At 37.8% G+C, this 13,651-nt stretch carries 15 protein-coding genes and 1 riboswitch; of the genes, 7 read left to right on the forward strand and 8 right to left on the reverse strand.

All coding sequences use genetic code 11. The features are described 5' to 3' along the window. Positions 1–97 precede the first annotated feature (97 nt). The 3 genes from yidD to ytzI form a co-directional block, all read right to left on the reverse strand. Positions 98–331, reverse strand: a complete 234-nt coding sequence (gene yidD / locus PVA17_RS14120) for a membrane protein insertion efficiency factor YidD (protein WP_082172819.1) — start codon at positions 329–331, stop codon at positions 98–100. Then, the gene (locus PVA17_RS14125) at positions 328–489 is read right to left on the reverse strand and encodes a hypothetical protein (RefSeq protein WP_248716946.1); all 162 of its coding nucleotides are present in this window, start codon (positions 487–489) and stop codon (positions 328–330) included. The genes yidD and PVA17_RS14125 overlap by 4 nt, the downstream gene beginning before the upstream one ends. 69 nt (positions 490–558) lie before the next feature. Then, a complete protein-coding gene (gene ytzI, locus PVA17_RS14130; protein ID WP_132364604.1) occupies positions 559–705 on the reverse strand; it encodes a YtzI protein in 147 nt (48 codons plus the stop codon). A 138-nt stretch (positions 706–843) separates the two neighbouring features. On the opposite strand from ytzI, the gene PVA17_RS14135 reads away from it, so the two are divergent. The 3 genes from PVA17_RS14135 to PVA17_RS14145 all read left to right on the forward strand — a co-directional run bounded on the left by PVA17_RS14135 (position 844) and on the right by PVA17_RS14145 (position 2,687). Beyond that, a complete protein-coding gene (locus tag PVA17_RS14135; RefSeq protein WP_132364602.1) occupies positions 844–1,161 on the forward strand; it encodes a transposase in 318 nt (105 codons plus the stop codon). Between the two features lie 301 nt (positions 1,162–1,462). Next, positions 1,463–1,927, forward strand: coding sequence for an NUDIX domain-containing protein (locus PVA17_RS14140; RefSeq protein ID WP_274068040.1), 465 nt, complete (start codon positions 1,463–1,465; stop codon positions 1,925–1,927). Beyond that, positions 1,911–2,687: an alpha/beta hydrolase family protein gene (locus tag PVA17_RS14145; RefSeq protein WP_274068063.1), complete on the forward strand. Its 777-nt coding sequence runs from the start codon at positions 1,911–1,913 to the stop codon at positions 2,685–2,687. Before PVA17_RS14140 ends, PVA17_RS14145 begins: the two co-directional genes overlap by 17 nt. 108 nt (positions 2,688–2,795) lie before the next feature. Here the strand turns inward: PVA17_RS14145 and PVA17_RS14150 are convergent, their stop codons facing one another. Next, positions 2,796–3,752 (reverse strand): alpha/beta hydrolase, encoded by a 957-nt coding sequence (locus tag PVA17_RS14150; RefSeq protein WP_132364596.1) that lies wholly within the window; start codon positions 3,750–3,752, stop codon positions 2,796–2,798. Between the two features lie 122 nt (positions 3,753–3,874). Next, positions 3,875–5,461 (reverse strand): phosphoenolpyruvate carboxykinase (ATP), encoded by a 1,587-nt coding sequence (gene pckA / locus PVA17_RS14155; RefSeq protein ID WP_132364594.1) that lies wholly within the window; start codon positions 5,459–5,461, stop codon positions 3,875–3,877. A gap of 634 nt (positions 5,462–6,095) precedes the next feature. After that, a riboswitch (SAM riboswitch) is annotated at positions 6,096–6,215 on the forward strand. 293 nt (positions 6,216–6,508) lie between these two features. On the opposite strand from pckA, the gene metK reads away from it, so the two are divergent. Beyond that, on the forward strand, positions 6,509–7,705 hold the full coding sequence (gene metK, locus PVA17_RS14160; protein ID WP_132364592.1) for a methionine adenosyltransferase: 1,197 nt from the start codon (positions 6,509–6,511) through the stop codon (positions 7,703–7,705). Positions 7,706–7,881: 176 nt separating this feature from the next. Here metK and PVA17_RS14165 read toward each other — a convergent pair whose 3' ends face one another. Next, positions 7,882–8,400, reverse strand: coding sequence for a gamma carbonic anhydrase (locus PVA17_RS14165; protein ID WP_132364590.1), 519 nt, complete (start codon positions 8,398–8,400; stop codon positions 7,882–7,884). A gap of 136 nt (positions 8,401–8,536) precedes the next feature. On the opposite strand from PVA17_RS14165, the gene PVA17_RS14170 reads away from it, so the two are divergent. The 3 genes from PVA17_RS14170 to PVA17_RS14180 all read left to right on the forward strand — a co-directional run bounded on the left by PVA17_RS14170 (position 8,537) and on the right by PVA17_RS14180 (position 11,780). Further along, entirely contained in the window at positions 8,537–9,343 is an 807-nt protein-coding gene (locus PVA17_RS14170; RefSeq protein WP_132364588.1) for an alpha/beta hydrolase, read from the forward strand. Positions 9,344–9,470: 127 nt separating this feature from the next. Beyond that, the gene (locus PVA17_RS14175; RefSeq protein WP_132364586.1) at positions 9,471–10,973 is read left to right on the forward strand and encodes an alanine/glycine:cation symporter family protein; all 1,503 of its coding nucleotides are present in this window, start codon (positions 9,471–9,473) and stop codon (positions 10,971–10,973) included. Between the two features lie 168 nt (positions 10,974–11,141). After that, the gene (locus PVA17_RS14180; protein WP_274068041.1) at positions 11,142–11,780 is read left to right on the forward strand and encodes a superoxide dismutase; all 639 of its coding nucleotides are present in this window, start codon (positions 11,142–11,144) and stop codon (positions 11,778–11,780) included. A gap of 154 nt (positions 11,781–11,934) precedes the next feature. Here PVA17_RS14180 and mnmM read toward each other — a convergent pair whose 3' ends face one another. After that, a complete protein-coding gene (gene mnmM, locus PVA17_RS14185; RefSeq protein WP_132364582.1) occupies positions 11,935–12,507 on the reverse strand; it encodes a tRNA 5-(aminomethyl)-2-thiouridylate-methyltransferase MnmM in 573 nt (190 codons plus the stop codon). Continuing rightward, positions 12,504–13,460 (reverse strand): tRNA modification radical SAM protein MnmL/YtqA, encoded by a 957-nt coding sequence (mnmL, locus tag PVA17_RS14190; RefSeq protein ID WP_132364580.1) that lies wholly within the window; start codon positions 13,458–13,460, stop codon positions 12,504–12,506. The genes mnmM and mnmL overlap by 4 nt, the downstream gene beginning before the upstream one ends. Positions 13,461–13,651: the final 191 nt, after the last annotated feature.

The raw sequence follows: 13,651 nt of genomic DNA on the forward strand, positions 1-13,651 counted from the left end.
CCTCTTTCAAATAGTAATCATTACGATTTATTTTTTAGAACAGTTCCTATAATAACGCACATCTGATAAAAGCACAAGAAAAAATGACCCTCGAAAATTAATTCTTTTTCGAAGGCCATTTTTCTGGTACTGGATCAAAGCCACCTGGATGGAACGGATGGCATTTTGATATACGTTTAATTGTTAAATAGAATCCTTTAATGGCACCATGTTTTTGAAAAGCTTCAAGTCCATAGGAGGAGCATGTAGGATGGAAGCGACAGGATGGCGGTGTCATAGGTGATATAAATTTTCTGTAAAACTTAATGAGCCATATAAAGGGATATTTCATAGTTGTTTATCCTTTTGTTGAGCGTTGATTTGCTTAGGCTTAGCATCGATAGTTTGGGTAAAGAAATTGCTTTTTTTCTTCAACAAGACAATTACAGAAACGCCAAACATAAGCATCATCATTGCGATCATAATAATTATTGGTAATGGTACTCCCATTGCGTTCACTCCAAATTCTATTGTTAATAATATTATAAAAGAATGTCTTAAAAAAATGTACTAAATGAACTAGTCATCATCTTGATGAAAGCTTTGCTGTGGTTTATCATCGACTGTATGTTTAAAAGCATACGCACGGTTGACACTTAAAATAGTCGCGACCGTTACTAATATTACGATGATTGCTGCTACAACTAAGAGTGTGATTAAACTCATGGCATTCACTCCGTTCCTTATTCATACTTTCTATTATAAATTAGATAATCTTACTTAGTTGTGAAGGAAGTTTGACATTCCAGCGAATAAAACAGTCCTTTTACCACCATACTATGATAAAAGGAGTGTTTTGTAGAGATGGATCGTCAACGTGTATATTTTTCACTTGCCAATAGAACGTATTATACAAATCCATATGCAGGACAGTGGAACTTTGAACTCAACATAGATCGCCAAGCATTAGATGTATTTGAAAAGATTTTTCAGCAAATGCAAATGTTAGAAATAGCGAATGCGTGGCGAGCACAATTGCCATATATACAGTATCATCTTGATAGAGAAAATGATGAAATTGATTTGCGATTAAAAAAAATCTATGCACTTGTTCATGAGTATGGGGATGCGGATACGAAGGCATTTGTTGAACAACTTCCATATTTCAATAAACGTGTCTAAAGGTAGGGTCACTGAAAAACATCAGTGACTCTTTTTTTATTGTTGAAAGCTAATTTCTCTTGGCACATGTTTTTAGGCAAAAAACATGATAGTTTGTGGGCACTCGAGATCGAATGAACATAATAGTAGATGTCGTATTATCTCTTGTTATATAGACGCCTATCGCATCGTTTAATGAAGTAATATTAGTGATTTTATTTGTTGATTGTACATACATGAATACTCTATAGTGAAATAAAAGGTCATCATGGTAACGCTGATTCGACTCAGTGTATGAATTTAGAATAAGGAGTTGAAGAGCATGTTTACATTTACAGATTTAAATGGTTTACAAGTGGATTTAAGTTTTAAAAGAGGCGAATTGGACACGGAGCCTAAGCATGTACTTGTGTTATTAAAACATGAAAATAAGTGGTTATGTACGATTCATAAACGACGTGGTGTCGAGGTTCCAGGTGGAAAGCAAGAACCTGGGGAAACATTGGAGCAGGCAGCAATTAGGGAAGTATTCGAGGAGACTGGTGTGCATGTGAAAAATCTTAGATGGTTTGCACAATACGCCGTTCATGATGACATCTTATTTTGTAAAACGGTCTTTACCGCGCAGTTTGCGGGACAGGAGGACATTGAATTCGATTTAGAAACTTCAGGGATGATTTGGCTAACGGATGAAGAATTTGCTCACCATCCACATTTAAGCTTTCATATGAAGGATGCAGGAATGCAAAAAATGCTGGAGGAGTTGAAGCATTATGATCAATGGTAAGATCGTTGGAAAACGTCCTTATCCTTCGCCTAATCCAGCTATTCGTTTAACGGAAATCACGTATATATCACATGGCCTACGTGTGAAGGGATTACTAGCGGAACCTAAGGCAGAGGGTACATATGATGGCTTTTTATATTTACGGGGAGGCATGCAAAGCATTGGCATGGTTAGACCTTCGCGTGTCGCGCAATTTGCAGCTCAAGGCTTTATCGTTTTTGCTCCATATTACCGTGGCAATCGAGGTGGAGAAGGTCGAGATGAATTTGCAGGAGCTGATCGGTATGACGCTGTATACGCAGTAGACGTGCTAAAACAGTTTTGCAATGATAATATTCATGTCTTTGGCTTTTCACGTGGTGGCATTATGGCCCTTTGGACTGCTATTTTACGTAGAGATATTACATCTGTTGTGACATGGGCAGGCGTATCTGATGCAACAGCTACATATTGGGAGCGGACAGATATGCGCAGGATGATGAAGCGGGTTATTGGCGGGACGCCTAATCGTGTACCAGATGCTTATGATGCACGAACACCACTTTTTGAGATAGGGCACATTACGGCTCCAGTACTTATTATTCATGGCTATCGTGATGAAAATGTAGATATTGAGCATGCGAGACAATTAGAATTTTATTTAAAGGATGCTAATAAAAGGTATGAAACATGGTATGATCCTCGCCATGCTCATCAGTTTCCACCGGCCGAAAATCGAGCAACAGTACATGCACTGTGTGAATGGATGAAACGTCAGTAGATGACGCTTTGAACTTTTTTGTTTAAAAAACTGCTCAGCGAGCCCGAAGAATGGCTCAGGTAGACTAAAAAACCGTACAGGTGCTTCCTGTACGGTAGAAAAAAATATTTACTCTGTATATTTTGCTAAGAAGTTATTAATAGTTTTCCAGTAAGCGTCTCCAGCAACGCTTTGTGCAAGGCTATGTCCGGCACCTTCAACTATAAATTTCTCCTTTGGTACATTGGCAGCCTCGTATACTTGATCTAGCATATCAGATGGAACAAATGTATCATTACTTCCATGAATGAATAGCATAGGTGTTTTCGATTTTGCTACTTGCTTGACGCTATCAGCTTCACCAAGTGTATAGTCAGCTTTTATTTTCGTTACAATTGAAGAAAACTGCATAATGGGGAATTCAGGTAAATTAAAGAGTGCTTGCAATTGATAGGAGAATTCATCCCAAACTGAGGAATAACCACAATCCTCAATAATAGCCTTAACATTGCCAGGTAGATCCTCTCCTGAGGCCATCATCACTGTAGCACCTCCCATGGAAACACCATACAAAACAATTTCAGCGTTTTTATCAGCACTGATCACATTATTAATCCAAGAGACTACATCAAGTCGATCATGCCAACCCATACCGATATAGTCACCCTCACTTTTTCCATGAGCCCTTGCATCAGGTACGAGAACATTGTAGCCTGTATCATAAAAATGCTTAGCATACTTTGTCATTTGTGAGCCATCAGATGAATATCCATGGAAAACAATTGCCCATTTATTTGTTTCGTTTGTATTTTTAAGTGTATAGGCATGTAATTTTAAATCATCGAAAGACTGTATATAAGAGTCCTTGTAATTGTCTTTAAACCACTTCTCGCTTTCTTCTTTTTCTTTAGCATCCTTAGGACTAACAGCAATAGAATTGTGCGGAGCATTAAACACATCTGATTTATCAGTATTAGGATTTAAGGCAAAATTATAAAAATAATTCCCTGCAAAAAATCCAGCCACCACAAACAATACTAATAGCAGACTAACAATTGTAATTATCACTTTATATTTTTTTTTCATATATATCCCCCTAAAACTACTATTATGAATTATACACAAAGTTACTAATATGAAAAGTAGATTTTCTAAAATAGGGAAATAAAAAAAGGGAACGACTGAAATCGTTCCCTTTGCTTAGTAAATTATTTTAATGGACCGCCAAGTTTAGTAATAGCTTCAGAAACATTTGAGAATTTCTTGAAGTTTTCGTTGAATAAACCAGCAAGTTCAGCAGCTTTTTTATCATAAGCAGCTTTGTCTGCCCATGCATCACGAGGATTTAACACTTCTGTCGGTACACCTTCAATAGAAGTTGGAATGTTTAAACCGAATACTGAATCTTGAATTGTTTCAACAGCAGTTAATTTGCCATCAATGGCTGCACGTACCATTGCACGAGTGTAAGAAAGCTTCATTCGGCTACCAGTACCATATTCGCCACCAGTCCAACCAGTGTTCACTAAGAATACTTGTGCACCGTGCTCGTCAATTTTTTGACCTAACATTTCAGCATAAACTGTTGCTGGAAGTGGAAGGAATGGAGAACCGAAGCAAGTGGAGAATACTGGTTCTGGCTCTGTTACACCACGTTCTGTACCAGCAAGTTTAGATGTGAAACCGCTTAGGAAGTGGTACATTGCTTGCTCTTTTGTTAATTTACTGATTGGAGGTAATACACCAAATGCATCAGCTGTTAAGAAGATGATTGTTTTTGGGTGACCTGCAACAGATGGATCAACAATATTTTCGATGTATTGAATTGGATAAGCTACACGCGTATTTTCTGTTAATGAACCATCATCATAGTCACAAACTCGAGTTTCTGGATCAACAGCTACGTTTTCTAGAACAGAACCGAAGCGGATTGCGTTGTAGATTTCTGGTTCTTTTTCAGCAGAAAGGTTAATTGTTTTTGCATAGCAACCGCCCTCAATGTTGAATACACCGTTATCAGACCAACCGTGTTCATCGTCACCAATAAGCTTACGGTCAGGATCAGCTGATAAAGTTGTTTTACCAGTACCAGATAAACCGAAGAATAATGCAACATCTCCAGCTTCACCAACGTTTGCTGAGCAGTGCATTGAAAGGATGCCTTGCTGTGGTAACAAGTAGTTCATAATACCGAAAATAGATTTTTTGATTTCACCAGCGTATTCAGTACCACCGATTAGGATAATTTTCTTTTCAAGTGATACAATGATGAATGTTTCAGAAGCAGTACCATCAATAGCAGGATCTGCTTTAAAGTTAGGAGCTGAGATAACTGTGAAGTCAGCAACATGAGAAGCCAATTCTTCTGCAGTTGGACGGATAAATAATTGATGAGCGAAAAGATTGTGCCAAGCGTATTCATTGATTACTTGGATGCTTAATTGTGAATCTTTGTCAGCACCAGCAAAGCCTTTGAATACGAATAATTCGTCACGTTCTTTTAAATATTTTACTACTTTTACATATAAGTTATCGAACACTTCAGAAGAAATTGGTCGGTTAACTTTTCCCCAGTCAATTTTATCCTTTGTGCTCTCTTCTTCTACCGTATATTTATCTTTAGGTGAACGACCAGTGTATTTGCCAGTTTCTGCACGAACTGCGCCATCTACTGTTAACATAGCTTCACCACGAGATGTTGCTTTTTCAGCTAATTGTGGTACTGAAAGTTGAACATTAATGTTACCGCCGTTTAATAATTCCTTCAGTTCGTTTGCAATTTCTACTGAATTCATCGATTAAATACCATCCTTTTTTATAGTATTCCCTTGAGTCTGAGGGAGATTTTCTTAATTTCAAAAATAGTATAACACAATTGCTTAAATAATCTATACTAATTCAGAAATTATTTTTCAGATTTTATTACTTTTCAAGAAAACGACAAAAAGTAAATTGATTCGTTTTGATAATGCTTTTTACCCTATTTATAAGTGATCACACATTCACTTTCGACACAGCAAAATTGTGTTTGGAAGCTTAGCTGACATGGGGTTCGCACAGGATGTGAAGTTTTAGCTTGTTTTTGTAGTTGGAGCGTGTCTTCGACTAAAAAGGGGCTACAATCATTTTCATCCACCACATGTTCTGTAGCTAACGCCTTGCTTTTGCTACAAAATGTACTGTAAAGGGTTACACATATGTTAACACATGATGTGAGGTGGAGAGTAGGGATTATTTTGTTTTAATTTACAGCATAAGGAAAATTCTTTGCTGGATAAAGCCCATACTTTCTTTATAAGAATACAATCAATTATGCCACAGCATAATTTCGACCAGAGACTTTAAATGGTTTTCGCATAAAAGCTGGAAGAAGATAAAAATATTTGACAATGTTCGACCATTTACGTATTATGAGATATTGAACGGATACTCTTATCCCGAGCTGGTGGAGGGTCAGGCCCTGTGAAACCCGGCAACCTGCATGAACTATTTCACGACATGCGCTGGTGCCAATCTGATGCAAGGGGAAACTCCCTTGAACGATAAGAGTGAAAGGTTACGAAGTCATTATTCCTTTCCTCATGTTAAGTAAGCGTGAGAAAAGGATTTTTTTATTGTTTTAAACGAATTAAAGGTAAGTATACAGTCCTTTCCTTATTATAATGACGGATCTTTCGAAAATCCTCGTGTTAAAAGCAGCAGCAGCTGTTTAGTTGTGCGAAAGTGCAACGACAGCAACAACGGCTTGAGAGTTCAATCCTTATGGGCGAACTTGACATGGGTAATGAGTACCGTATTAATTCGCAAATATTATTTGTAAAAGTAATTAGGAGGAAAATCAAATGACAAACCGTCGACTGTTTACATCAGAGAGTGTAACAGAAGGACATCCAGACAAAATTTGTGACCAAATCTCGGATGCCATTTTAGATGCTATTTTAGCAGAAGATCCAAACGCACGTGTAGCGTGTGAAACAACAGTAACAACAGGCTTAGCGTTAGTAGCAGGAGAAATTACTACTTCTACATATGTAGATATTAAAGGTATCGTTCGTGATACTGTAGCAGAAATCGGTTATACACGTGGGAAGTATGGCTTTGATGCTGAAAACCTAGCAGTACTTGTTGCGATTGGCGAGCAATCACCTGATATTGCCCAAGGCGTTGACCAAGCATTAGAGGCGCGTGAAGGCTCTATGACAGACGCTGACATTGAAGCAATTGGTGCAGGTGACCAAGGTTTAATGTTCGGTTATGCATGTAACGAAACGCCAGAGCTTATGCCATTACCAATTAGTTTGGCGCATAAATTAGCTCGTCGTTTAACGGAAGTACGTAAATCTGGTGAATTAGCATATTTACGCCCAGATGGAAAAACGCAAGTAACGGTTGAATATGATGAAAACAATGTACCAGTACGCGTTGATACGATTGTAATTTCAACACAGCATGATGAAGAAGCTACACTTGAGCAAATTCAAGCAGACTTAAAAGAATTCGTTATTGCTCCAGTTGTTCCAAGTGAATTACTAGATGCCGATACTAAATATTTCATCAACCCAACTGGCCGATTCGTAATTGGTGGTCCTAAAGGGGATGCTGGTTTAACTGGACGTAAAATCATCGTTGATACATACGGTGGCTATGCACGTCATGGTGGAGGTGCTTTCTCAGGTAAGGACGCAACTAAGGTAGACCGTTCAGCGGCATATGCAGCACGCTATGTGGCGAAAAATATCGTAGCTGCTGGTTTAGCTGATCGAGCTGAAGTACAACTTGCTTATGCGATTGGTGTTGCTCAACCTGTATCTATTGCTGTTGATACATTTGGGACAGGAAAAGTTACAGAAAGTGAAATTGTAAAATGGGTACGCGAGCTATTTGATTTACGCCCAGCGGGGATTATTAAAATGCTTAACCTTCGTCGTCCTATTTATAAGCAAACTGCCGCATATGGTCACTTTGGTCGTACAGATTTAAATGTACCTTGGGAACAAACAGACAAAGCTGACGCATTAAAAGAAAAAGCAGGTTTATAAACTATTCAGCTAAAGCGATGAAGTGTTTGGAAAAATATTTTAAAATACTATTACAGAAAGGGGCTCAATATTCTTATAGCCCCTTTCACTGTTTTTAACGAAAAAAAAAGCTCCTAATCATAATCATGGAGGGCTTGGTTACCCAAGAAAACGTGAGCTGCTTTGATTTAGTTAAGTTAATCTTTTGGTTGAAGAGATTTATAGTATTGACCCTTTTCTACATATTCACGTATGATGCGTTCCATATCTTCTTTATCTTCATCATTTAATTCTCTTACAACCTTTGCAGGACGGCCAAGTGCTAAGCTATTTGGAGGAATTACTTTACCTGGAGGAACTAGACTACCCGCCCCAATGAATGCACCCTCTCCAATCTCCGCTCCGTCTAATACTATAGAGCCCATACCTATTAAGGCTTTTTTTCGAATCGTACAGCTATGTAAAGTTACTTGATGTCCTACTGTTACTTCATCTTCAATAATGAGTGGATATTTGGGACTTTGATGTAAGCAACAGAGGTCTTGAATACTAACTCTTTTTCCTATAATTGTTGGTGATACATCTCCTCGAATAACTGTGTTAAACCAAATGGTTGTTTCAGCACCTATTGTAACGTCGCCAGTAACTGTTGCATAATCAGCAATGAAAACAGAAGGATCGATATTGGGTTTTTTACCTTTAAATGGATAGATCATGAGTATCGCCTCTTTTCTTTCTATGATGTAATATTATCGTATCAAATACGCAACATGATGGAAATATAAAATTAAAATGATCTAGATATTCCGATATAATCATTGTGTAATTATTTTTTTAGGAGGACTATGTGAAATGTGGAAATGGGAAGCTGATGGACAAGCAAAGGCTGTGGTTGCTATTCTTCATGGTGCATATGAAAATCACCGTTGGTATGCATGGCTTATAGAAAAACTTAGATTGGAAGGCTTCCACATAGTCATGGGGGATTTACCTAATCATGGAGTAAATGTAGGATATTCAAAAATTCACGATGAAGATTTTAAAGAATACAACAAATATACAAGAAATTTAATCGAGAATGCATTTTCGTATAATTTACCTGTCATTTTAATAGGACACGGGCTTGGCGCGACTCTATTACTACATACCATGCAAAAACGAAAATATGAATGTGCAGGAATTATTTTAACTTCACCATGGCTTCATTTAAAGCTATTGCCAGGTAAACTCTCAAATGCTCTAACAAGTTTAAGTGCCTTGACTGCCAATGTGAAACTGACCCATGAAATTACATTAGAATCATTAACGCGCAGTATAGAAGGTAGAGATGAGATGAAGGATGAAGTTCCTTTTTCATCTGTTGTTTCAGTGAAATGGTATCGCGAGCTACAACAAATGATGCGCAATTTAGTGTTATTGCCTAAGGCTGAATTCCCAAATAGGCCGATGTTAGTTATGACCGCTGAAAAAGATAATATTACGGAAACTAAACAAACAAGGAATTGGCTTTATCAGATGGAATTTACAGAGTTTCAATTCAAAGAATGGGCAAACTGTTATCATAATCTATTTCATGAAGTAGAACGTGACGAGATTTTTGTTTATATACGAGATTTTATTAATAATGCTCTGCGCAGAATTGGCTATATAATTGAATAGTGAATTTCCTCTCCAATTAACTAGAAAAATTACTAACTTTTTGTTTCTTAAATATAATGTTGTAATTTTCAGAAAAGTGTAATACTATAATGACTTAAAGTGATGCTTTTCAAATTGGAGGGGTAAGATGGAAACAATCGTTGGGAAAATTAATGAGATTTTATGGGGACCGTGGTTTATTTATGGCATTTTGTTAATTGGGCTCTTCTTTTCAATCATTACACGATTCCTACAAGTAAGACATATTAAAGATATGTTTGTTTTAATGTTTAAAGGCGAAAAATCGGATAAGGGGATTTCCTCTTTCCAAGCAATGTCTATTGCATTATCTGGTCGAGTAGGTACAGGTAATATTGCCGGCACTGCTACAGCAATCGGGATGGGGGGACCTGGTGCTGTTTTTTGGATGTGGGCAATCGCCTTTATCGGTGCGGCAACTGCTTACGTGGAGTCGACGTTGGCTCAAATTTATAAAGAAGAGAAAGATACAGAATATCGTGGCGGGCCAGCTTTTTACATAGAAAAAGGAATGGGGCAAAAGTGGTTTGCAGTTATTTTTGCTGTTGCCGCATTAGCTGCCATGTTAATTTTGATGCCAGGTGTTCAATCGAATGCAATTGCGACAGCAGTTGAAAACGCTTTCGATGTTAAAACTTGGATAACAGGACTTATTATTGTCGTATTATTAGGTACGATTATTATCGGTGGTGTAAAATGGATTGCCAATGCTGCACAGGTCATTGTACCGTTTATGGCATTAGCATATATTTTGATGGCCATCGTCATTATTGTCATGAATATTAAAGAAGTACCAGCTGTATTTTCGTTAATTTTTTCTAGCGCATTTGGAGCGCAAGAAATTTTTGGTGGTATTATTGGCTCCGCTATTGCATGGGGTGTTAAACGAGGTATTTATTCAAATGAAGCAGGTCAAGGGACAGGCGCGCATCCGGCAGCGGCAGCAGAAGTATCACACCCTGCTAAACAAGGTATCGTTCAAGCAGCTTCTGTGTATATTGATACGCTATTAATCTGTTCAGCTACAGCATTTATGATTTTATTTACGGGTATGTATAATGTACACGATGAAAAAGCGGGCGCTGATTCATTTGTTTATGTTGGCGATTTCAATAAAGGCGAATTAACTGGAGAAGAACAAATCACATTTGCGAAAAGTATTAAAGAAGGCGCAGCATACACACAATATGCAGTTGACTCTTCACTACCAGGTTTTGGTGGACCATTCGTAGCGATTGCCTTATTCTTCTTTGCTTTTACGACAATTATGGCATACTACTACATTGCCGAAACAAATGTAGCTTATCTATTCTCAGGAACTACAGAAAAAGTCGTCATATGGCTGGCTAAATTTGCAATTTTAATTTCTGCATTTTACGGTACAATCCGTACATCCGATCTTGCTTGGGCAATGGGGGATGTGGGGCTAGGTCTAATGGTTTGGATTAATGTGTTAGCGATATTAATTATTATGAAGCCTGCTATAGTCGCTTTAAAGGACTATGAGAAACAGAAAAAAGAAGGAAAAGATCCTGTTTTTGATCCTCGTAAACTAGGAATTAAAGGAGCAGATTTCTGGATAGACTATAATGACAAACGTAAAAATAAATAGATAAAAAAGAGAAAGCTATCTAATAGATTTTAATAGTCTATTAGATAGCTTTTTTGATTTTATAAAAAGAAAATAAATTTTCTGTTGACTGCAATAGAAAAAGAAGGTATATTTTGTTTTAAGGAAATTATCTTTCCTTTAAGAAACTTTTTGGGAGGAGGTGAAAAGATGACTGTGTTCCATTTACCGAAACTATCATATGATTATGATCAGTTGGAGCCTTATATTGATGCTAGAACATTAGAAATTCATCATTCTAAGCATCATGCTACGTATGTAAATAATTTAAATGCGGTCTTGGAAGGTCATAAAGACTTGCAAAATCGGTCATTAGAGGATTTATTACGCAACCTTGATGTACTTCCAGCTGACATTCAAACAGCTGTACAAAATAATGGTGGAGGTCACTATTGCCACAGTTTATTTTGGGAATTGATGAGTCCCTGTGGTGGTGGCAAAGCGACTGCAGATATGGGAAAGGCGATTGATTATTATTTTAAAACGTTTGATAATTTTCAGGATCAGCTTTCTAAAGCAGCAATTGCCCGCTTTGGAAGTGGGTATGGCTGGCTAGTGCTAGATGGCGAACAATTAACCATTATGAGTACAGCTAACCAAGACACACCTTTAAAAGAAGGGAAAATTCCGTTACTCGTTATTGATGTATGGGAACATGCATATTATTTGAAATATCAAAATCGCCGACCTGAATTTGTTACGAATTGGTGGAATACTGTCGATTGGGATAAAGTCAATCAACGATATGTGGATGCAATGAAACAACAAACACTTTTAAAATCTAACTAAGCGAAGTTAATTAAGGTAATTTGACATGAAAGTAATAATTAAGTACTCCTCCCTATCCCCCGCGCCATCGGGGGATATTTTCTTGTCAAAATTAAAAGGCTGATTCCAATGTTCTATCGGAATCACGCCTTATATCGAAACGTTCTATTTAACTTTACGAGTAATCTTTCATTTTCTCCAAAGCTATCACAAAGGGTGGATCATTTTGTTGATTTAGAAACTCGTATTTTAATACATGTACATATTTTTGGGGAAGTTGACTGACATATTCTATCACTGCATCTCGTTCTTCCTTACCACCTGGATGACCGTGATAAATGACAAGGACAATAAGACCACCGATTTTGAGCAGCTTTAGCAAATCTTCAATTGCTTGTATCGTTGTATTTGGCTGTGTAACGATGTCGTGATTACTACCAGGCAAATACCCAAGGTTGAAAATGGCAGCAGCTACCGGCTTGTGTACATAGTTGGCTACTTCTTCATGCCCTCTGTGCAAAACAAGGGCACGGTGCTCTAAGCCATTATCTAAAAGGCGGTGGAGAGTTGCATCAACAGCGCTCTTTTGAACATCAAATGCGTACACTTGCCCTTCATCGCCGACAAGCTGTGCTAAAAACAATGTGTCGTGGCCGTTACCCGCTGTGGCATCTACGACAGTGTCTCCCTCTTCAACTGTATCTGTTAGTAGCTGTTGTGCATATTGTAAAACACGTTGTAGCTTCATTTGGCTACCTCAGCACGATAAAATTTCCCTTGCCAGCTTCCGCGTTTCTCAAGCTCAGCATCAATGCCATTTAATACTTCCCATTTATTAACACTCCACATTGGGCCAATCATTAAATCAATTGGTCCATCGCCTGTGATACGGTGAATAACCATATCCGGTGGTAGAATTTCAAGTTGATCTGCTACAAGCTTTGTATAAACGTCCTGATCTAAAAACTCTAACATGCCCTTTTCATATTGCTTAACCATTGGTGTACCTTTTAAAAGGTGTAGTAAATGAATTTTGATGCCTTGTACATCAAGTTTTGCAACTTCACGAGCAGTTTCCATCATCATGTCATAGTCCTCAAGTGGAAGACCATTAATAATGTGCGAGCATACGCGAATACCATGCTTTCGTAGCTTGTTAACACCTTCCACATATGTTGCATAATCGTGGGCGCGGTTGATAAGATTTGCGGTTTTTTCATGCACAGTCTGAAGTCCGAGCTCAATCCATAAATAGGTACGCTCGTTTAATTCAGCTAAATATTCAACTACATCATCTGGCAGACAATCTGGGCGCGTTGCAATGGATAATCCAACAACACCCTCTTGAGCCAACGCAGCTTCAAATTTTTCCTTTAATACAGGAAGTGGTGCATGTGTATTTGTATATGCCTGGAAGTAGGCCATGTATTTGCCGTCTTTCCATTTTTGATGCATTTTGTCACGAATTTCAGCAAATTGTACCTCGATAGGATCAACTTTATTGCCTGCAAAATCACCTGAACCTGCTGCACTACAAAACGTACAACCTCCGAAGGCAACAGTACCATCACGATTTGGACAGTCAAAGCCTGCGTCTAGTGCTACTTTAAAAACTTTATGACCAAATTGCTCACGTAAATAGCGATTCCATGTATAATATCTTTTCCCATCTGAAGGAAAAGGAAAGTTTGTCTCTGTCATTTATTTCACTCCTCTAACATTATATTTTATCACGTGCTAGTGCTTCCGTCATGATTTATGTGAATGACTCCGAGCAAATCATGAGGAGTACCGAACGAAACCTACATTATTCTAAAGCCTAAGTAAAAAGAGTAAATTTATTTTTCTTGTGCTTTTGTATTTTTCAACATAAACTAACTATTTAGAGTAGC

The organism is Lysinibacillus sp. CNPSo 3705 (assembly GCF_028674935.1).
Lineage (GTDB): Bacteria > Bacillota > Bacilli > Bacillales_A > Planococcaceae > Lysinibacillus.